The sequence below is a fragment of the Streptomyces sp. NPDC056161 genome, from assembly GCF_042268025.1.
Taxonomy (GTDB): Bacteria; Actinomycetota; Actinomycetes; order Streptomycetales; family Streptomycetaceae; genus Streptomyces.
This window is the reverse complement of sequence record NZ_JBHJUV010000088.1, coordinates 1-17,791: the sequence shown is the minus strand read 5'-3', so window position 1 is coordinate 17,791 and position 17,791 is coordinate 1. Positions and strand designations below refer to the sequence as shown.

18 protein-coding genes and 3 pseudogenes are annotated in these 17,791 nt (G+C 74.4%); 9 read left to right on the top strand and 12 right to left on the bottom strand.

Annotated elements, in window-relative coordinates; translation table 11 throughout:
• Positions 1 to 251: 251 nt before the first annotated feature.
• From ACFC09_RS43065 to ACFC09_RS43045, 5 genes and pseudogenes are all read right to left on the bottom strand, one after another.
• Positions 252 to 959 (bottom strand): annotated as a pseudogene (locus ACFC09_RS43065) (caspase domain-containing protein); the annotation flags it as partial.
• 4 nt (positions 960 to 963) lie between these two features.
• Entirely contained in the window at positions 964 to 1,446 is a 483-nt protein-coding gene (locus ACFC09_RS43060) for a hypothetical protein (RefSeq protein WP_376538125.1), read from the bottom strand.
• A gap of 127 nt (positions 1,447 to 1,573) precedes the next feature.
• Complete coding sequence (locus ACFC09_RS43055; protein ID WP_376538123.1) at positions 1,574 to 2,215, bottom strand: nucleotidyltransferase domain-containing protein; 642 nt, start codon at positions 2,213 to 2,215, stop codon at positions 1,574 to 1,576.
• A 273-nt stretch (positions 2,216 to 2,488) separates the two neighbouring features.
• On the bottom strand, positions 2,489 to 3,418 hold the full coding sequence (locus ACFC09_RS43050; RefSeq protein ID WP_376538121.1) for a M56 family metallopeptidase: 930 nt from the start codon (positions 3,416 to 3,418) through the stop codon (positions 2,489 to 2,491).
• 6 nt (positions 3,419 to 3,424) lie between these two features.
• Positions 3,425 to 3,859: a BlaI/MecI/CopY family transcriptional regulator gene (locus ACFC09_RS43045; protein ID WP_376538119.1), complete on the bottom strand. Its 435-nt coding sequence runs from the start codon at positions 3,857 to 3,859 to the stop codon at positions 3,425 to 3,427.
• Between the two features lie 270 nt (positions 3,860 to 4,129).
• Between ACFC09_RS43045 and ACFC09_RS43040 the strand changes: the two genes are divergently transcribed.
• Positions 4,130 to 4,774 carry a peptide deformylase gene (locus ACFC09_RS43040; protein WP_376538117.1) on the top strand — a complete coding sequence of 215 codons (645 nt, stop codon included), beginning with the start codon at positions 4,130 to 4,132 and terminating at the stop codon, positions 4,772 to 4,774.
• Between the two features lie 22 nt (positions 4,775 to 4,796).
• On the opposite strand, the gene ACFC09_RS43035 is transcribed toward ACFC09_RS43040, so the two are convergent.
• On the bottom strand, positions 4,797 to 6,224 hold the full coding sequence (locus ACFC09_RS43035) for a dihydrolipoyl dehydrogenase family protein (RefSeq protein WP_376538115.1): 1,428 nt from the start codon (positions 6,222 to 6,224) through the stop codon (positions 4,797 to 4,799).
• Between the two features lie 117 nt (positions 6,225 to 6,341).
• On the opposite strand from ACFC09_RS43035, the gene trxA reads away from it, so the two are divergent.
• The 3 genes from trxA (at position 6,342) to ACFC09_RS43020 (ending at position 9,077) form a co-directional block, all read left to right on the top strand.
• Entirely contained in the window at positions 6,342 to 6,722 is a 381-nt protein-coding gene (gene trxA / locus ACFC09_RS43030) for a thioredoxin (protein ID WP_376538113.1), read from the top strand.
• Between the two features lie 523 nt (positions 6,723 to 7,245).
• Positions 7,246 to 7,920 carry a TetR/AcrR family transcriptional regulator gene (locus tag ACFC09_RS43025; RefSeq protein ID WP_376538111.1) on the top strand — a complete coding sequence of 225 codons (675 nt, stop codon included), beginning with the start codon at positions 7,246 to 7,248 and terminating at the stop codon, positions 7,918 to 7,920.
• Between the two features lie 20 nt (positions 7,921 to 7,940).
• The gene (locus tag ACFC09_RS43020) at positions 7,941 to 9,077 is read left to right on the top strand and encodes an FAD-dependent oxidoreductase (RefSeq protein WP_376538109.1); all 1,137 of its coding nucleotides are present in this window, start codon (positions 7,941 to 7,943) and stop codon (positions 9,075 to 9,077) included.
• Positions 9,078 to 9,097: 20 nt separating this feature from the next.
• Here the strand turns inward: ACFC09_RS43020 and ACFC09_RS43015 are convergent.
• A pseudogene (locus tag ACFC09_RS43015) lies at positions 9,098 to 9,742 on the bottom strand (TetR/AcrR family transcriptional regulator); the annotation flags it as partial.
• Between the two features lie 118 nt (positions 9,743 to 9,860).
• On the opposite strand from ACFC09_RS43015, the gene ACFC09_RS43010 reads away from it, so the two are divergent.
• Complete coding sequence (locus ACFC09_RS43010; RefSeq protein WP_376538107.1) at positions 9,861 to 10,418, top strand: NAD(P)H-dependent oxidoreductase; 558 nt, start codon at positions 9,861 to 9,863, stop codon at positions 10,416 to 10,418.
• Between the two features lie 246 nt (positions 10,419 to 10,664).
• Here the strand turns inward: ACFC09_RS43010 and ACFC09_RS43005 are convergent, their stop codons facing one another.
• Positions 10,665 to 12,116, bottom strand: coding sequence for an MFS transporter (locus ACFC09_RS43005; RefSeq protein WP_376538105.1), 1,452 nt, complete (start codon positions 12,114 to 12,116; stop codon positions 10,665 to 10,667).
• A 197-nt stretch (positions 12,117 to 12,313) separates the two neighbouring features.
• Between ACFC09_RS43005 and ACFC09_RS43000 the strand changes: the two genes are divergently transcribed.
• The 3 genes from ACFC09_RS43000 to ACFC09_RS42990 all read left to right on the top strand — a co-directional run bounded on the left by ACFC09_RS43000 (position 12,314) and on the right by ACFC09_RS42990 (position 14,757).
• Positions 12,314 to 12,769: a MarR family winged helix-turn-helix transcriptional regulator gene (locus ACFC09_RS43000; RefSeq protein ID WP_376538103.1), complete on the top strand. Its 456-nt coding sequence runs from the start codon at positions 12,314 to 12,316 to the stop codon at positions 12,767 to 12,769.
• A 189-nt stretch (positions 12,770 to 12,958) separates the two neighbouring features.
• Positions 12,959 to 14,224 (top strand): SLC13 family permease, encoded by a 1,266-nt coding sequence (locus tag ACFC09_RS42995; protein WP_376538145.1) that lies wholly within the window; start codon positions 12,959 to 12,961, stop codon positions 14,222 to 14,224.
• A 35-nt stretch (positions 14,225 to 14,259) separates the two neighbouring features.
• Positions 14,260 to 14,757, top strand: coding sequence for a universal stress protein (locus ACFC09_RS42990; protein ID WP_376538101.1), 498 nt, complete (start codon positions 14,260 to 14,262; stop codon positions 14,755 to 14,757).
• Positions 14,758 to 14,779: 22 nt separating this feature from the next.
• Here the strand turns inward: ACFC09_RS42990 and crcB are convergent.
• The 4 genes and pseudogenes from crcB to ACFC09_RS42970 all read right to left on the bottom strand — a co-directional run bounded on the left by crcB (position 14,780) and on the right by ACFC09_RS42970 (position 16,390).
• Positions 14,780 to 15,155: pseudogene (gene crcB / locus ACFC09_RS42985) on the bottom strand (fluoride efflux transporter CrcB).
• Positions 15,156 to 15,166: 11 nt separating this feature from the next.
• Complete coding sequence (locus tag ACFC09_RS42980; protein ID WP_376538099.1) at positions 15,167 to 15,655, bottom strand: fluoride efflux transporter FluC; 489 nt, start codon at positions 15,653 to 15,655, stop codon at positions 15,167 to 15,169.
• Between the two features lie 163 nt (positions 15,656 to 15,818).
• Positions 15,819 to 15,941, bottom strand: coding sequence for a hypothetical protein (locus ACFC09_RS42975; protein ID WP_376538097.1), 123 nt, complete (start codon positions 15,939 to 15,941; stop codon positions 15,819 to 15,821).
• A 41-nt stretch (positions 15,942 to 15,982) separates the two neighbouring features.
• Positions 15,983 to 16,390 (bottom strand): hypothetical protein, encoded by a 408-nt coding sequence (locus ACFC09_RS42970; RefSeq protein ID WP_376538095.1) that lies wholly within the window; start codon positions 16,388 to 16,390, stop codon positions 15,983 to 15,985.
• Positions 16,391 to 16,711: 321 nt separating this feature from the next.
• On the opposite strand from ACFC09_RS42970, the gene ACFC09_RS42965 reads away from it, so the two are divergent.
• Positions 16,712 to 17,713 carry an NAD-dependent epimerase/dehydratase family protein gene (locus ACFC09_RS42965; RefSeq protein ID WP_376538093.1) on the top strand — a complete coding sequence of 334 codons (1,002 nt, stop codon included), beginning with the start codon at positions 16,712 to 16,714 and terminating at the stop codon, positions 17,711 to 17,713.
• The last annotated feature ends 78 nt before the right edge of the window (positions 17,714 to 17,791 follow it).

Below are 17,791 nucleotides of genomic sequence, written 5' to 3'. Positions count from 1 at the left end.
GCCTCCGGCTCCGGAGCCGCCTGCTGCGCACTGCTTCCAGGCCGCGCATCTGCGGTCTCCGGCTTCCCGGACGACCCGTCCAGGTCGTCCCCGAAGGGCCGGCTCTCCGGTGCGGCCGTGGTCCGGGCGGACGTCCCGGGGCCGGGCGGGACGGGAGCCTGAGGTGCGGGCGGGACCTCGGTGTCCCGCTCCTGCTCCCGCTCGGTGACGGTCCGGGCGACGGTCACCTGGTACTCCAGGTCCGCCCACATCCGAGGCCGCTGTCGCGCACCGGAGCGGTGCAGGTGCTCGTACACGTAGTCGTACAACTCGGTGACCGTGATCCGGCCGTCCCGGTTCAGATCGGCGGCGCCCGTACGCAGCCCCTCGATGAGCGCGCCCGTGAAACGCGAGGGCTGCGGCACCTTGGATTCGACGCGCTCGCCCTCCCAGGCGTACTCGGTCCGGCTGGTCGCGGTCAGCACTGCTATGCCGTGCCCGCCCAGTTCGTCGCGTACGTGGATCTGGTCGTCACCCTTGGTGCCGGGCAGGAAGGCTCCGCTGTAACAGCAGTCGAGGAGGACGATGACGGTACGGGCCCGGCAGCGTTCCATGCGGTCGCGCAGGAAGGCGGCCGGGATCGCGGTGGAGGCGGGCAGGTCGCGGTCCGTGTCGCGGGTGGCGAAGTACAGTCGGCCGTCGTCGTCCTTGATGCCGTGACAGGACACGTGCAGCAGGAGCAGGTCGTCGCGGCTGCGGTCCCGGAAGAAGCGCTCCAGCGCGCGCATCGCCTCGTGCGCCCGGACATTCTCCAACTGCTCGGTGCGGAAGCCGCCGATGCGGGGGTCGTCGAGCACCTCGGCGAGACCCGCGCAGTCCTGGCCGGGGGAGCGCAGGGTGCTGAGCGTGCGGTCGTCGTACGTCCCGGTCGCGATGAGGAGGGCGTCCCTGCGGCCCGTGCCGAGGGGGAAGTCGGTCATCGGGCTACTCCTGGACGACGGGCGGTCCCGCGGCGCCCGCCGGAAGTCCCGCCGTGGCGTCGGATCCGGCCGGGCTCCCGCCGCCCGTGTTCTGCGTCCGGAGCTCCGCCACGAAGGCGTCCAGCACCTGTTGCTGCTGCTGCGCCGAGGCGTGACCCAGCTCAAGGGTACGGCCGTCGATGTCGACCTTGACCGTGCGCACGGGGCGGTTGCGCATCCAGGTCTCCAGCAGGCGCAGCGCGGGTCGCAGCACGGCCGGGGCGAGACTGACGACGAGCGCGCCGACCGCGATGAGTTCACCCGGCTTGGCGCCCGCCGGCACCGCGCCGTCCGAACGCGCCACCCGTACGTCGGCCACGTCCAGTTCGAGCAGGCGGCCTCTCAACTCCCGTGTGAGCTGGTCGAGTTCGTCCTGATCGACGTCGGCCGCACCGGACACCGCCAGACGCATGCTGCTGGTACCGCTGGTACCGTCGGCTGTCGCCATGTATTCCCCCTGTTCAACAGCGGCCTCCAGTGTAAAGGCGAACGCCGGTGCGGGAGAGGGCAGTTGGCGGGGCGGGGCGGTCGGGGGTGGAGGGCAGGTGCCTGCGCCGGGTGCGGGCCGGGCGGCGTCACTGCCCGGCCAGGTGCGCCAGCCACGGATGTCCGGGGTGCACGCGCTCCAGCCACCCACCGAGGACGTCGCGCCGTGCCTGGCTCAGCAGTGGCAGCGCCGCGTCGAAGTCGGCCTGGTCCTTGGCCCTCGTCTCCTTCGCCTTGAACAGCAGCACCAGTTCGGGCACCAGGTAGGGGATGCCGTCCGCGGTCCGCTCGACGATCACGTCGTACGGCAGCCGCAGCGTGCTGTCCCGCCGGAAGATCCAGGTGTCACCGTCGTGCGGCTCGCGGAAGACGTCGAACAGGAACCGGTCACTCGCCGGGTCCCGCAGCCAGGTCTGGCGCGTGGCCGCGAGCACCTCGGCTCCCGCGCCGGCCCAGACCCGTCCCGAACCCACGGCGTCCCACACGAACTCGGGGAAGCGGTCCCGGACTTCCGGGAATCCGGCCGCGGGCACCGCGATCTCCAGATCACCGTGCGGCCGCGACTGCCCGCCTCGGAACAGGTCCAGCGCCCACCCCGCCACGACGCACCAGGGCACACCGACCCCGCTCAACCGCTCCGCGACCTGTTCCGGTCGCCATGCCCGCGCCCACCGGGCGGTCAGTTCGTGCGCGTCGAGCAAGGCGCCGGCGGGCGGCAGGGAACCGGTCATGGGAAGAACCTACTGTCCCGGCTCGCTCGCGTCAGTCCTGTTCACCAGGGTGCGGTGGGCGACGTGCGGGCGGTGGCGCCTGCCGGTGCGTCCGGGACCGGTCCCGCGCCGGCTTCGCCGCTGCCCGCTACGGCGGCGGGATCGAGGTGTGGGAGTCGGGGGCCCGCGGCGGGGGCCGGGGCCGCGGGCCCCCCCCCCGGGGGGGGCGCGGGGGCGGGAGGGGGCGGCCCCCGCGGCATGGTGCCGTACGCGGACGCGCCCGGGGCGCGGGGCTCACAGCGGGGTCGCCGCGTGCAGCACCAGGAACAGCGTGACCGCGGAATTCGCGGAGGACATCAACGAGGCGAGGGTGCCGACCGCCGCGCCCCAGGCGGCCAGGCCGACCGCGGTGCCCGCCGGGGGCCAGGTGCGGGCCGTCGGCGCGGGGCCCAGCAGGGCGGCGACCCGGCGTGGTACGGGTCCGGCCGCGGCCAGGGCCGCGAGCGTCGCCGCGGGGGTGGCGCGGGACAGCAGGGCCGCCTTGCCGATCGCTCGGGCCACCGTCCGCCGATCGCCGACCGCGCGGGCCGCCTCCTCGTCCGCCCAACGCTCCGCCGTGTAGACGACGGCGGTGCGCAGGGGCCGCAGGAACGGGTTGGCCCGTGCCGCGAGGTGCACGGCGAGCAGGTGGCGATGGTGCCGGGCGGCGAGGTGGGCGCGTTCGTGGGCGAACAGGGCACGGCGCTCGGCGGAGGAGAGCCCGTCGAGCAGCGCGGTGGTGACGACGACCCGGCCCGGCTCGCCCGGCAGCGCGTACGCGTACGGCTCGGAGTCGGGCAGCACGGCGACCGTGACGCCGGGCAGCCCGGCCAGGGCCCGCCGGGCGCCGCGCGTCACCCGGCGGTGGAGCCACAGGGTGCGCCCGCAGGCCGCGGCGACCAGGCACAGGGCGGGGATGGCGGCGCGGCCCGCGATCCCGTCGTGCGGGACCGCCGCCCGTACCTGCGGGTCGGACCAGCCGTCCGGCAGCGGATTGCCGGGCAGTTGAGCGGTGCCGACCACCATGAGCAGGGCCAGGCACAGCGTGCTGCACACGGCCATGACCACGGCCACGGCGGTCAGCAGCCGGGTGGCCGTGCGCGGGTGCAGCCGCACCTCGGCGAGCCGGGCCACCGGCCAGGCGGACAGCGGCAGTACGAGCGGCAGGAAGACGAAGACCCCCATGCGGTGTCAGTCTGCCGTACCGCCGGGCGGGAGGTGCCGGGTGTTCCCCGGGTCCGGCCGTCCCTCGCGGTCCGCTCCTTCCAGCAGGGCGCGCAGCAGTTGCTCGTCGCCGGGCGGCAGGGCGGTGACGAAGCTCGCCAGGACGGCCTCGCGGTCGCGTTCGCCGTCGAGGAGGCGGCGCATGCGCAACGCGGCGAGCCGCGCCACGTCGGCCGTCGGGGTCCAGACGAAGGAACGGCCGCGCCGTTCCCGGGAGACGACGTCCTTGGCGAGCAGCCGGGTCAGGATGGTGACGACCGTGGTGTAGGCGAGGTCGCCGCCGAGCCGCTCCTGCACCCAGGCCGCGGTCACCGGGGCGTCCGCCTCGCGGAGCGCGCCGAGCACCTGGCCCTCCAACTCGCCCTGCCCGCGCCGCCGGGACCGGCCGTCCTCCCGCGCCATGCCCGTCTCCCTCCGGTCTCGGCGTGTCTCCCTACGCTACTTCACCTTGGCGCCGGCGCCCCAGGGGAGTCGGCCACGACGGGACGCCCGAGGAGCACGACGCACGGCTCCGGTCACATCGCCACGACGCGCACGGCGGCGAACCGGACCGGCCCCGGCGGCTCGACCGCAGGGAGGACCGCCGGGAAGGCCGCCGGGAGGACCGCCGAGACCGTCGTACCGCGTGCGACGGCTGAGAGCCGACAGACGCAGGCATGCCATGCTGGCCGGATGGCACATCCCATTGATCGCGCACCCCTCGCCGAGCGGGTCGAGGAACTTCTCGCCGACGGCGGCCCGTTGCCCATCGTGGCGGCCGGCGACCCCGTGCTGCGCCGCCCCGCCGAGCGCTTCGAGGGCCAGCTCGAACAGGCGCTGCTGGACCGGTTCGTCGAGGCCCTCCGGGCCACCATGCACGCGGCACCGGGCGTCGGCCTCGCCGCACCGCAGGTCGGCGTGGGACTGCGCATCGCGGTCGTCGAGGACCCGGCACCGGTGCCGGACGAGGTACGGCTGGCGCGCGGGCGGGTGCCGCAGCCGTTCCGGGTGCTGGTGAACCCCTCGTACACCCCGGTCGGGGCCGACCGGGCCGCGTTCTTCGAGGGCTGCCTGAGCGTGCCGGGCTGGCAGGCGGTGGTGGCCCGGCCCGCCGAGGTGCGGCTGCGCGGCGAGGACGAGCACGGCCGCGCCATCGACGAGGTGTTCACCGGCTGGCCCGCCCGGATCGTGCAGCACGAGACGGACCACCTCGACGGCACCCTCTACCTGGACCGCGCCGAACTGCGCTCCCTGTCCTCGCAGACGGCGATGGCGGAGCGGTGGACGCAGCCGACGCCCGAGGCCGCCGCGGCGGCCCTGGGCTTCGAGCTGCCCTGAGCGACCGGACGGCCCGGCACCGTCAGCCCCGGTAGGTCTCCAGCAGCCGCAGCCACACCTCGCTGATCGTCGGGTAGGACGGCACCGCGTGCCACAGCCGGCTGACCGGGACCTGTCCGGCGACGGCGACGGTCGCCGAGTGGATCAGCTCGCCGACCCCGGGGCCGACGAAGGTGACACCGCGCAGGACCTCGTCCTCCAGGTCGACGACCATGCGGGCGCGGCCCTTGTAGCCGTCGCCGTACAGGCTCGCGCCCGCCACCGAGGAGAACTCGACGTCGACGGCCCGCACCCGGTACCCGGCCTGTTCCGCCTCCGCCAGCGAGAGCCCGACGGCGGCGGCCTCCGGGTCGGTGAAGACGACCTGGGGTACGGCGTGGTGGTCGGCGGTGGCCGTGTACGGGCCCCAGGCTTCGGCCCGTACCGGGTCACCGGCGGCCCGCGCGGCGATGGCGGCGCCCGCGATCCGGGCCTGGTACTTGCCCTGGTGGGTGAGCAGCGCACGGTGGTTGACGTCGCCGACCGCGTACAGCCAGTCGGTTCCGGTGACGCGGAGGCTGTCGTCGACCGCCAGCCAGGACGCCGGCTCCAGGCCGACGGTGTCCAGCCCGATGTCGTCGGTGTGCGGGACCCGGCCGGTGGCGAAGAGGATCTCGTCGGCCTCGATCCGGTCGCCGGCCGCGGTGACCACGACGACGGCGCCGTTCTCCCGGGCCACCGACTCGACGGAGGTGCCGGTGCGGACCTCGACGCCGGCGTCGGTGAGCGCCTCGGCCACCAGTTCACCGGCGAAGGGCTCCATGCGGGGCAGCAGGCCCTTTCCCCGGACCAGGACCGTGACCTGGGAGCCGAGGGCCTGCCAGGCGGTGGCCATCTCGGTGGCGACCACGCCGCCGCCCACCACGATCAGCCGGCCGGGAGCGGCCTTCGCGCTGGTCGCCTCCCGGCTGGTCCAGGGCTTCACCTCGGCGAGTCCGGGCAGGTCGGGCAGGAGCGCGCGGGTGCCGGTGGACACGGCTACGGCGTGCCGCGCGGTGAGGGTCCGCACGGAACCGTCGGCGCCGGTCACGGTGACCGTGCGGGGTCCGGCCAGCCGGCCGTGGCCGCGGTACAGGTCGGCACCGATGCCCTCGACCCAGCGGACCTGTCCGTCGTCCTTCCAGTGCGCGGTGAAGTCGTCCCGGCGGGCGAGGACCGCGGGCGTGTCGAGGGGGCCCTGGACGGCCTGGCTCAGGCCCGGCAGGCGAAGCGCGTCGGCGCGGGCGATGACCGGGCGGAGCAGGGCCTTGCTGGGCATGCACGCCCAGTAGGAGCACTCGCCGCCGACCAGTTCGCTCTCCACGATCGCCGTGGACAGTCCTGCCGCGCGCGTGCGGTCGGCCACGTTCTCCCCCACGGGGCCGGCCCCCAGCACCACGACGTCATACGCGATGGATTCCGTTTCCGTCATGGGGCCAGTCTGGTGGGTGGTGTGCCCGGAGGCCACACGGGTACGCGCCCGGAATACGTACGCGGACGGCCGTGTTCTGTCCACGATCCGGCCCACACCAGGAAGAGGGAGTCGCTCATGAGCAGCACCGTGGAGCTCACCAAAGAAAACTTCGACCAGACGGTCACGGACAACGAGTTCGTCCTGATCGACTTCTGGGCGTCGTGGTGCGGTCCGTGCCGCCAGTTCGCTCCGGTGTACGAGAAGGCGGCCGACGAGAACCCGGACCTGGTGTTCGGCAAGGTGGACACCGAGGCGCAGCCGGAACTGGCCGCGGCGTTCGGCATCCAGTCGATCCCGACGCTGATGATCGTCCGCGATCAGGTCGCCGTGTTCGCCCAGCCGGGTGCGCTGCCGGAGGCCGCCCTGACGGACGTCATCGGCCAGGCCCGCAAGCTGGACATGGACGAGGTCCGCAAGAGCATCGCCGAGCAGCAGGCGACGGCCCAGGGCGAGTGACCCCAGCGCGCCCGGACTCCGCGGCGTACCGGGGTGTGCGGCCGGCGCGACCGGTGCGACCGGTGCGGACCCGGGCCGGTCGGCCGGGTGAAGTGGAACCCGTGGAAATGATCTCGTGAGCACCGCCCGCGGGCGCGCAACGCGCCGCGGGCGGTGCTGTTCTCCCCGGTCGTGACGGCCGGCCGGCGCGGCTCGGACGGCCTCATGCCGTACGGGAGCAGGCCGGCGCGGCTCGGACGGCCTTTTGCCGTGCGGGAGCCGCCGGGGTGTCCCCGCGTCCCCGCCCCGCCCGGCCGCGGACCGCCCGGGTTCCGGGGCCGCCCGCGATCACGCCCGCCCCGCGCAGCCCTGCGTCGGACCCGGGCGCCTCCCCGTGCGGGCACGCCGCGCCTCCGGCATCTCCCGGGGCTTCTCCGCCGCCGGGTCCGATTCCCGACATGGACTCCTGAGCGCGCGCCGACCGATTCCGAACATGTTCGTGACGAACTTGTTCGACACGAACATGTTCGTTACGCTGCTTCGCATGACAGCTCGCCCTGACACCCCGCGCAGCCGCCGCGCGCGCCCCGCCAAGCCCGCCCTGACCCGGGAGGGAATCGTGGCCGCGGCCGTCGCCGTACTGCGCGCCGAAGGGCTGCGGAAGGTCACCATGCGCCGGCTGGCGCAGGAACTCGACACCGGCCCCGCCTCGCTGTACGTGTACGTCCGCAACACCGACGAGCTGCACGCCGCCGTCCTGGACGAACTGCTCGGCACGGTCGGGCGGGTCGCGGCCGAAGGCTCGTGGCGGGAGCGGCTGACCGCGGTGCTGACCGAGTACACCGGGATGCTCCTCGCCCACCCGACGCTGGCCCGCTCGGCACTGACCGCCCGCCCGTCCGGCCCCCACTACCTGCGCCTGATCGAGACGCTGCTGGCACTGCTCGACGCGGGCGGCGTGCCGCCCGCACAGGCCGCGTGGGGCGTGGACCTGCTGTTGCAGCACGCCACGGCGACGGCCGCCGAGCACGCGGGGCAGGACGCCGCCCCCGCGGACTGGGACGCGTTGGGCGGCGCCGTGCACGGGGCGTCCGAGCAGACCCACCCGCACATCGCCGCCACCGCCGGCCTGCTGCTCTCGGGCGCGCCCGAGGCCCGGCTGGCGTGGGCGTTCGACGCGCTCGTCAACGGCATCGCGCAGACCGCCGTACCCGACTGACCCATCCTCAGGAGACCACCATGACCACCGTCCACCACCCGATCACCGTCGTCGGCGCCGGACTCGGCGGGCTCACCCTGGCCCGCGTCCTGCGTCTGCACGGCATCGAGGCGGCCGTGTTCGACCTCGACGACTCCCCCGCCGCCCGCACCCAGGGCGGCATGCTCGACATCCACGACGACTCCGGCCAGGTGGCGTTGCGCGCCGCCGGGCTGCACGACGCCTTCCTCGCGCACGTCCATCCCGGTGGCCAGGAGACGCGGGTCCTGGACCGCACCGCCACGGTCCGCATGCGGCGGCACGACGACGGCGCGGGCGGCCGGCCCGAGATCGACCGCGGCGACCTGCGGGACCTGCTGCTCGGCTCGCTGCCGCCGGGGACGGTCCGCTGGGGCACGAAGGTCACGGCCGCGCGCCCGCTCGAAGACGGCCGGCACGAAGTGACCACCGCGGACGGCCGGACCGTCACCACGGACCTGCTCGTCGGCGCCGACGGCGCCTGGTCACGGATCCGTCCGCTCCTCTCGCCGGCCCGGCCCGCCTACACCGGCGTGTCGTTCGTCGAGGCGGATCTGCGGGAGGCCGACGCGCGTCACCCGGTGGCCGCGGAGGTGGTCGGCGGCGGCATGCTGTTCGCGCTCGCGCCGGGCCGGGGACTGCTCGGGCACCGTGAGACCGACGGCAGTCTGCACGTGTACGCCGCCCTGGAGACCGCCGAGGAGTGGCTGGACGGCATCGACTTCGACGACACCGACGCCGCCAAGGCCGCCGTGCTGGAGCACTTCGCGGACTGGGACAAGAGCCTGCGGTCGCTGGTCGCGGACGCGGACGGCGCGTTGGTGCCGCGGCGGATCCACGCGCTGCCGGTCGGGCACCGCTGGACGCGCGTCCCAGGTGTCACGCTGCTCGGTGACGCCGCCCATCTGATGTCGCCGTTCGCGGGCGAGGGCGCCAACCTGGCACTGCTCGACGGCGCCGAACTGGGCCTCGCCCTCGCCGCGCACCCGGGCGACACCGAGGCCGCCCTGTCCGCCTACGAGGAACGGCTGTTCCCGCGCAGCGAACGGTCCGCGGCCGAGTCGGCGCGCAACACCACGCTGATCTTCCGCGACGACGCCCCGCAGGGACTGGTGGATGCCTTCGCCGACCACGGCTGACCGGCCTGTGCGGAATGATCCGTGCAGGTCATCCGGGCGACCAGGTCCAGCCAGCCGGCCTCGACCCGATCCAGCGGCATACCGCGCTGGCGGGTGAGATGGTGGACCAGGACGGGGCTCAGATAGCCCATCAGGGTCTGGGCCAGCAACTCATGGTCCGCCTCGGGCACCGCCTGCCGCAGCAGCAGCACCAGATGGCTCTGCTGGACTCGGCGCGGCGCGACCGAGAAGCGGCGCTCCGGGTCGGGCTCGGCCGCCAGTTGCAGGTCGAGTTCGTCTCCCATCCGGCGCAACAGCGTGACGCCGAACGCTTCCAGCCGCTGAACCGGTCCGGCGCCGGGGCCGAGCGGCGGCGGTCCGCCCATGAACGCGGCCTGGAACTTCTTCTCCGAGTGGTCCAGAAGGGCCGTCAGCAGGCCCGTGCGATCGCCGAAGCGGCGGAAGACGGTGCCCTTGCCGACGGCGGCCGCGGCGGCCACCGCCTCCATGGTGAGGTTCGCGGCGCCGTGCTCCCGCACCAGACGGGCCGCGGCCTCCAGCAGCCGGGCCCGGTTGCGGGCCGCGTCGGCGCGCAGGCAGGGCTCGTCCTCTCCGGTACCGACTTCGAGCAGCGGCACCTCCACCGACTCCACGGGCGCGGGCAGGGGCGGCAGGGAGCTGGACATGAAAACAGCGTAAAGCATCGGGAGCAAACTGGACCGCGGTCCGGTTAGGCTGATACAAAAATTAAACGGACCCTGGTCCGTTTGTCACAGCAATGTTTCAGCCCCCACTGGAGTTGTCATGCCTGTTCGTATCCTCGCCCTCGTCGGCAGCCTCCGCGCCGGTTCGACCAACCGCCGGCTCGCCGAGGCCGCCGTCAAGGTCGCCCCCGAGGGTGCCGAGGTCACGCTGTTCGAGGGGCTGGGCGACATCCCCTTCTACAACGAGGACATCGACGTCGAGGGCGGCGTCCCGGCCGCCGCCGCGCGACTGCGCGAGGCCGCGCAGGCCACCGACGCGTTCCTGCTCGTCTCCCCCGAGTACAACGGCACGATCCCCGCCGTGCTGAAGAACGCCATCGACTGGCTGTCCCGCCCGTACGGTGCCGGTGCCTTCGGCGGCAAGCCGGTCGCCGTGATCGGCACCTCCCTCGGCCAGTACGGCGGCCTGTGGGCCCAGGACGAGGCCCGCAAGTCCGTCGGCATCGCCGGTGGCAAGGTCATCGAGGACCTCAAGCTGTCCATCCCGGGCTCGGCGTCCCGCTTCGCCGAGACCCACCCGTACGACGACGCCGAGGTCGCCGCCCAGTTGACCGATGTCGTCGCCCGCCTGCACGGCAACGTGGGCGCGGCCGCCTGACCACCGCACCTTACGGGGGCCGGAACCCACCGGGTTACGGCCCCTGCGGCCACACCGGTACCGGGTGGCCGCCACCGGCCCGGGGCGCCATCCGCCGGTCGGCGGGCGGGTTCCGCCGTACGGCGGCCCATGGCCGTCGAGGCCGCCGCGGCGGACGGGTGCCCGTCGCGAACGCCGGACACCCGTCGCGGTCGCGGGTCGCGGTGGCGGACAGCCGTCGCGGTGACGGGCGACGGGCCGACCGGGTCAGACCGAGGCGTCCGCCTTCGCCGCGGCCGGGTCCGCCGTGTCCCCGGCGGTCGGCGCGGTGCGGGCGGCGGGGATGACCGCGGCGACGGCCGCGGAGACCAGCGCGAGACCGCCGCCGATCAGCAGGGCGGTGCGGAAGCCCGCCTCGGAGGCGAAGGTGTGGCCGCCCATGGTGGTGGTCAACTGGGCGAGGATCACGCCGATGACGGCGGAGCCGATCGAGGTGCCGAGCGAGCGCATGAGCGTGTTGAAGCCGTTGGCCGCCGCCGTCTCGGCGATCGGTACGGAACTCATGATGAGCGCGGGCATCGAGCCGTAGGCGAGGCCCACACCACCGCTGGTGACGATGGAGACGATCATCAGCCCCCAGGCGGAGCCCAGCAGCGCCATGGACAGGCCGTACCCGACGGCGATCACCAGCGCCCCGCTGACCAGGGTGAACTTGGGACCGCGGGCGTTGGTCAGCTTGCCGCCGAGCGGGGAGACGATCATCATCGTGAGGCCGCCGGGGGCCATCCACAGACCGGCCGCGAGCATCGACTGGCCCAGGCCGTAGCCGGTGGCCTTGGGGAACTGCAGCAACTGCGGCAGCACCAGCATGCTCGCGTACATGCCGAATCCGACGAAGACCGAGGCGACGTTGGTGAGCAGCACCCGGGGCCGGGCCGTGGTGCGCAGGTCGATCAGCGGGTCACCGGTCCTGAGCTCCCACCGGCCCCAGCCGGCCAGCACCACGACGGCGACGGCGAACAGGCCGAGCGTGGTCGCCGAACCCCAGCCCCAGTCGGCGCCCTTGGAGACCGCGAGGAGCAGGCAGACCAGGGCGACACCGAGACCGAGCGCGCCCGGCAGGTCGAAGCGCTGGCCTCGGGCCGCGGCCGGGACGTCCGGGATCATGAAGAAGATCAGCACCGCGACGACGAGGGCGAGTCCCGCGGACCCCCAGAACAGCACCCGCCAGTCGGCGTACTGGGCGACGGCGGCGGCGATCGGCAGGCCGAGGCCGCCACCGATCCCCATCGACGCGCTGACCAGTGCGATCGAGGAGCTGAGCCGCTCCGCGGGCACCACGTCGCGCAGCAGGGCGATGCCCAGCGGCACCATGCCCATGCCCATGCCCTGGAGTCCGCGACCGATGATCATCGTCACGACGGAGGACGACAGGGCGCTCACCACCGAGCCCGCGATCAGCGGCACGGCGCACACGAGCAGCATGCGCCGCTTGCCCACGAGGTCTCCGAGCCGCCCGACGACGGGCACGCAGACGGCGGCCACCAGCAGGGTGACGGTGATCACCCAGGCCGCGTTCGAGGACGTCGTGTGCAGGATCTGCGGCAGTTCCGCCAGGAGCGGGGTGACCAGGGTCTGCATGATCGCTGCCGTGATGCCGGCCAGCGCCAGGGTCGCGACCACTCCGCCTGAGCGGGTCGTCGGCTGGGGGGCGTCCATTTCTGGGGACTCCTCGACTTTCTCTCACGGGGATGACTCGCGCGACGTCGGCGAGTGCCGGGTGAAGGATGTGCATCGTACATGCCATATGTATCGAGCATGTGCTGTGGCCCATACACGCAGTTGTGCCAGGATGGGACGGCCGTACGTGGGGACATACAGCGCAACGGCCCCACGGGACAGGAGGCTCAAGTCACATGGTCAGGCCGACGTACGAGGTCGAGTACGAGCAGATGCTGCTCAGCCGCTACACCTTCATGAACCAGCTGGGCGGCCGGCGCAAGGACAGCGTCATGGAGCGCAGCGCCTACATCCTGCTCAGCCGTATCCGGGTCCAGGGGCCGATGTCGATCGGGGAGCTGAGCGACGCCTTCGGGCTCGACGCCTCCACGCTCAACCGGCAGACCGCCGCGGCCATGCGCGCCGGTCTCGTGGACCGCATCCCCGACCCGGGCGGGGGCATGGCGCGCAAGTTCCGCATCAGCGAAAAGGGGGCGCGGCTGCTGGACGAGGAGCGCGAGGGCATGGTGCGCGGCCTGGACGAGGTCATGTCGGACTGGCCCGCCGAGGACATCGCCGCCTTCGCCGACTATCTCAAGCGCTTCAACTCAAGCATCGAACGCATCGCGGGCCGGCCCTGGCCCCGCCCGTAGCGCGGCGGCGGCCCGCGGGGCCGTACCCGGGCCGGTGACCGAGGGCGGCACGGCACCGGGCCGAGGACCGGGGGCAGCACGGCACCGGACGAGGGGGGCCTGGCGAGCGGTGCCGTCCCGGGGTGGGACCCTTGAGCGGTACAGCTCACGGGTGTGCCGGCCGGTGCCCCGCCGCGGGAGGAAACACAACTGAGTACCACCACCGTCGTCGCCGAGACCGTCTCGGTGGTCCTGCTGCTGGGCGTGCTGGCCTTCGCCGTCGTACGGCCGCGCGGGCTGCCGGAGGCGACCGCCGCCGTCCCCGCGGCGGCCGTCGCCGTGGCGGTGGGCGCCGTGTCCGCCCAGGACGCCTGGGAGCAGACTCGTGCCCTGCTGCCCGTGGTCGTCTTCCTGGCGCTGATCCTCGTGTTCGCCCAACTGTGCGCGGACGAGGGCCTGTTCGAGGCGGCCGGCGCCGCCGTCGCCCGCTGGTGCCGCGGCAGCCCGCGGCGGATGCTCGCCGGGGTGTTCGCGGTGGCCGCCTCGATCACGGCCGTGCTCAGCCTGGACGCGACCGTCGTCCTGCTCACGCCCGTGGTGTTCGCCACCGCCGCCCGGGTCGGCGCACGGGCCCGTCCGCATGTGTACGCCACCGCGCATCTGGCCAACTCCGCCTCCCTGTTGCTGCCGGTGTCCAACCTGACGAACCTGCTGGCGTTCGCGGCCAGCGGGCTGTCCTTCACCCGGTTCGCGGTACTGATGGCGCTGCCCTGGCTGGTCGCGGTGGCGGTCGAGTACGCCGTCTTCCGCGGCTTCTTCCGCGCCGACCTGGCCGTGGCCCCGGCGCCGGGCGCGACGCCGGAGAAGGGCCCCGGGGTGCCGGTCTTCACGCTGGTCGTGGTGGCCCTGACGCTGGGCGGCTTCGTGGTGACGTCGTTCGCGGGCCTCGAACCCGCGTGGGCGGCGCTCGCCGGGGTGCTGGTGCTCGGCGGGCGGGCGCTGTGGCAGCGCCGGACCGGGCCGCGTGAACTGGCCACCGCGGCGGCCCCGTTGTTCTGCCTGTTCGTGCTCGCCCTGGGCATCGTGGTGAAGGCCGTCGTCGACCACGGCCTGGACGCCGGGCTCGGCCGGCTGCTGCCCGACGGGACCTCGCTGCCCGCGCTCCTCGCAGTCGCGTTCGTGGCGGCGCTGCTCGCCAACGTGATCAACAACCTGCCCGCGGTGCTGGCGCTGCTGCCCCTCGTGCAGTCGGGTGGTCCCGGCCCGGTCCTCGCGGTGCTGGTGGGTGTCAACCTGGGCCCCAACCTCACCTATGTGGGCTCGCTCGCCACCTTGCTGTGGCGGCGCATCCTGCATGCCCACGACACCCGGGCCGAACTGGGCTCCTTCACCCGGCTCGGTCTGGTGACGGTCCCGGCCACGCTGCTTGCCTCCACCGTGGCCCTGTGGGGGATGCTGCACGTCGTGGGAACCTGACCGCATACCGCCTCGGACCGCCGCCGGAGCCGCCGATGAGCGTCATCGTCTGGATCGTCGAGGGCACCTGGCCCGCCTGCGTCGACGCGGCACGCGCCCGGACCGCGCCCGGCGAGGAGATCGCGCTGCTGTACGTCCGCGACGACGCGCTCGCCGAGACCGCGCACGGCGCGTTCGCCGGGCTGCTCGGCCGTGGGCGTCCCGGGCGCGACCCGGGCACCAGCCTGGAGCGGCTGGCGGCGGCCTCCGCCCATGAACTGCTGCGGGCCGCCGCCGACCGGCTGGGGCGGCCGTGCGCGTTGCTGGAGCGCGGCGGGCGGGTCGAGCGGGAGGTCGTCGCCGCGGCCGGGGGCGCCGCCCTGCTGGTCTGCGCCCGGGACGGTGATCCGGCCCGCCTCGGCCCGCGGAGCCTGGGGCCGGCCACCCGGTTCGTCGTCGACCACGCCCCGTGCCCCGTGCTGCTGGTCTGGCCCGGCGAGGCCCCGCGCACCCCGCTGCCGCCGGTCCCGCCCGAGCGGGGCCACCGTCCGTGACGGCCCCGGGCCGCCCCGAACCTCACCCCCACAGCGCCCCGGCGCAGGCGAACCCGGCGGACGCCGCCCCCAGGCCGGCCAGCACGCTCACGACCACATTGGCGGCGGCGAGGAACCACGCTTGGTCCTCGGCCAGGCGCAGCGTCTCGTAGGAGAACGTCGAGTACGTCGTCAGTGCCCCGCACAGGCCGGTACCCAGCGCCAGTTGCACCTGGTCCGAGGCGGCTCCGGCCATGGCCGCGCCCGTCAGCACGCCCAGGACCGCACAGCCGACGACGTTCACGGCGAACGTGCCCCAGGGGAAGGCGGTGCCGTGCCGCCGCTGCACGGCCCGGTCACCGAGAAAGCGCAGGGGGGGCACCGACCATCCCGCCGGCCACGACCAGCAGCCAGTTCATGGCTTCTCCCGTCATCGCGGCCCCCGCCCCGGGCCGAGGAGACGACGGGTCACCATCGCCGCGAGCCAGACCGCCGTGAGCGCCGCGACGGGCGTGGCGGCCAGATACGCCAGCGCGGTCGGCGCGCGGCCGTCGGCGATCAGCCGCTGGACGTCCACGGCGTACGTCGAGAAGGTGGTGAAGCCGCCGAGCACCCCGGTGCCGAAGAACGGCCGCACCAGCCGATGGGCCGTCCACACCTCGCTGATGACCACCATGAACGCGCCGATCACCGCGCAGCCCGCCGCGTTGATCCACAGGACCGTCCACGGAAAGGCGCCCGGCGCGGCCGGCCACAGCAAGGTGGCGCCGTACCGTGCCGCCGCGCCGATCCCGCCGCCGAGCGCCACCAGCGCCACGACGGGCGCCTGCCGCGGCCCGAGCCGCCGCCGGACAGGGTTGCGCGGTCCGGCGCCGGACCGCGCAAACCGCTCCGCCGCCTTGGCGTCCTCAGCTGTCATGTGCCGTGTCTCCCTACTCGCCGGGGCCCGCGCACGCGGGCACACACCGTTGCAAGCAGGGACTGTTGGCGGCACCGGTGCCGCGGTTCGGGTACGGCGAGCCCCACCGCCGTGCTGGGCCCATGAGGCTCAGCGGAGCAGCAGCATAACTCCGCGCCGCCGGTCACTCACCGTCGGGGGGCGGGCGATGGGCGCGGGCCCGCCGGCGATCTCGGCGGACCAGCGCCGCGGTGGCGCACGCCACCACGAGCACCGCGCCGGCGACCGGAACCAGGAAAGGGGTCAAGACGGCTCCTTCGGCCCGGCGACGGGCCGGGGGTGCGGGCTTCAACCGGTGTCGCCGCGCACACTCCCCCGGGCGGGCCGGGGCCCGACGGTGCGGCGTCGGTGCAACGGCCGAACGAACAGGCGGGTCAGTCGCCAGGCGACGGCCAGCGAGACGGCCGAGGCCAGCACGTGCAGCGCCCCGCCCACGGCCCCGGCGGACAGCAGCGCGGCGAGCAGCAGCGCGTGTGCGGCGACACCGAGGAGCCAGGCCAGCACCGTCAGCAGGGACAGCGCGACCGCCACCGGCACCCCGCCCATCCCCCAGGGCCCGAGGTCGATGTCCGCGTCGAAGCTGTTCGCGGTGGCGGCGCCGAGCGCGACCAGCAGCCAGAAGCACACGACCACGACGAGGGCGGCGGTGAACAGGATCGACAGCGGGCCGGTGGCGGCCTCCATGAACGTCCCCATCGTCCGCCCCTCCCGGTCCGCGGCCACGGCCCGACGGCGTGTCCGGGCGGTGCACCTCCGCACTCCGCACTCCGGTGCCGGGCACTGCCGGTGCCCGGCACCTGAGCCATCCTCAGTGCTCCCCCGACGTCATGATGCCTGCCGGGCACATCCAGGCGCATTGCCGAATCCCGGCAGTGTTCCTCGGGGTCTTTGTGCCGGTGTGCCGCTGAGGAACCGTCAGCGCGGCTTCGGGTCCGCGCCCGCGCCGGCCCCGGGAAAACCGGGGCGTGCCGGGCGCGGGGCCGCGGTTCGTCCGGGGCGCGGTCCTAGCGTGGGCGCATGCGCGTACTGGTCACCGGCGGTGCCGGGTTCATCGGGTCCCAGGTCGTCGAGGCGCTGGCGGCGCGCGGCCACGAACCGGCGGTGTTCGACGTGCGTGCGGACGCGGGCGCGGACGTACGGGACCGGGAGGCGGTCGGCCGGGCCCTCACCGGGGTCGACGCCGTCTGCCACCAGGCGGCCATGGTCGGGCTCGGCACCGGTTTCGCGGACGCCCCGGAGTACGTCTCCCGCAACGACCTCGGCACGGCCGTCCTGCTCGCCGCGATGGCCGGGGCGGGGGTGCGGCGGCTCGTGCTGGCGGGGTCGATGGTAGTGTACGGGGAGGGCCGGTACGAGTGCCGGACGCACGGGGTGGTGCGGCCGGGGCCGCGGGCGGTCGCCGATCTGGCCGCCGGGCGCTTCGAGCCGCGCTGCCCGGTGTGCGGCCGGGAGGTGTCGCCGGGGCTGGTCCGGGAGGACGCCCCGGCGGATCCCCGCAACGTGTACGCGGCCACCAAGCTGGCCCAGGAGCATCTGGCGGCGGCCTGGACCCGGGCGACGGGCGGGTCGGCGGTGTCGTTGCGCTACCACAACGTGTACGGGCCGGGGATGCCGCGCGACACCCCGTACGCGGGGGTCGCCTCCTTCTTCCGCTCGGCGCTCGCCCGGGGCGAGCCGCCGCGGGTGTTCGAGGACGGGCGCCAGCGGCGGGACTTCGTGCATGTGCGGGATGTCGCGGCGGCGAACGTGCTGGCGCTGGAGGCGGGTTCGGCGCCGGGGGCGCTGACCGCGTACAACACGGGCAGCGGCGAGCCGCACACGGTCGGGGAGATGGCGGCCGAACTGGCCGCGGCGCACGGCGGTCCGGCCCCGGTGGTGACCGGCGAGTACCGGCTGGGCGACGTACGGCACATCACGGCCGACTCGGCACGGCTGCGCATCGACCTGGGCTGGCGTCCCGGGACCGGGTTCCGCGACGGAATGCGCCAGTTCGCCACCGCTCCGCTGCAAGAAGCCTGAACGCACCGGCGCACGGAGCACGGGCGCTCGGCCGTACGGCGCCCGTGCGCCCGGCCGCCGCGCGCCGCGGTGCCGGAC

Bases quoted from the DNA above. Each gene is read 5' to 3' on its own strand.
- ACFC09_RS43055 (WP_376538123.1), bottom strand. From the start codon at position 2,215: ATGACCGGTTCCCTGCCGCCCGCCGGCGCCTTGCTCGACGCGCACGAA.
- ACFC09_RS43045 (WP_376538119.1), bottom strand. From the start codon at position 3,859: ATGGCGCGGGAGGACGGCCGGTCCCGGCGGCGCGGGCAGGGCGAGTTG.
- ACFC09_RS43005 (WP_376538105.1), bottom strand. From the start codon at position 12,116: ATGGACGCCCCCCAGCCGACGACCCGCTCAGGCGGAGTGGTCGCGACC.
- trxA (WP_376538113.1), top strand. From the start codon at position 6,342: ATGAGCAGCACCGTGGAGCTCACCAAAGAAAACTTCGACCAGACGGTC.
- ACFC09_RS43060 (WP_376538125.1), bottom strand. From the start codon at position 1,446: ATGGCGACAGCCGACGGTACCAGCGGTACCAGCAGCATGCGTCTGGCG.
- ACFC09_RS42965 (WP_376538093.1), top strand. From the start codon at position 16,712: ATGCGCGTACTGGTCACCGGCGGTGCCGGGTTCATCGGGTCCCAGGTC.
- ACFC09_RS43035 (WP_376538115.1), bottom strand. From the start codon at position 6,224: ATGACGGAAACGGAATCCATCGCGTATGACGTCGTGGTGCTGGGGGCC.
- ACFC09_RS43025 (WP_376538111.1), top strand. From the start codon at position 7,246: ATGACAGCTCGCCCTGACACCCCGCGCAGCCGCCGCGCGCGCCCCGCC.
- ACFC09_RS42990 (WP_376538101.1), top strand. From the start codon at position 14,260: ATGAGCGTCATCGTCTGGATCGTCGAGGGCACCTGGCCCGCCTGCGTC.
- ACFC09_RS43050 (WP_376538121.1), bottom strand. From the start codon at position 3,418: ATGGGGGTCTTCGTCTTCCTGCCGCTCGTACTGCCGCTGTCCGCCTGG.
- ACFC09_RS43010 (WP_376538107.1), top strand. From the start codon at position 9,861: ATGCCTGTTCGTATCCTCGCCCTCGTCGGCAGCCTCCGCGCCGGTTCG.
- ACFC09_RS42970 (WP_376538095.1), bottom strand. From the start codon at position 16,390: ATGGGGACGTTCATGGAGGCCGCCACCGGCCCGCTGTCGATCCTGTTC.
- ACFC09_RS42980 (WP_376538099.1), bottom strand. From the start codon at position 15,655: ATGACAGCTGAGGACGCCAAGGCGGCGGAGCGGTTTGCGCGGTCCGGC.
- ACFC09_RS43020 (WP_376538109.1), top strand. From the start codon at position 7,941: ATGACCACCGTCCACCACCCGATCACCGTCGTCGGCGCCGGACTCGGC.
- ACFC09_RS43040 (WP_376538117.1), top strand. From the start codon at position 4,130: ATGGCACATCCCATTGATCGCGCACCCCTCGCCGAGCGGGTCGAGGAA.
- ACFC09_RS43000 (WP_376538103.1), top strand. From the start codon at position 12,314: ATGGTCAGGCCGACGTACGAGGTCGAGTACGAGCAGATGCTGCTCAGC.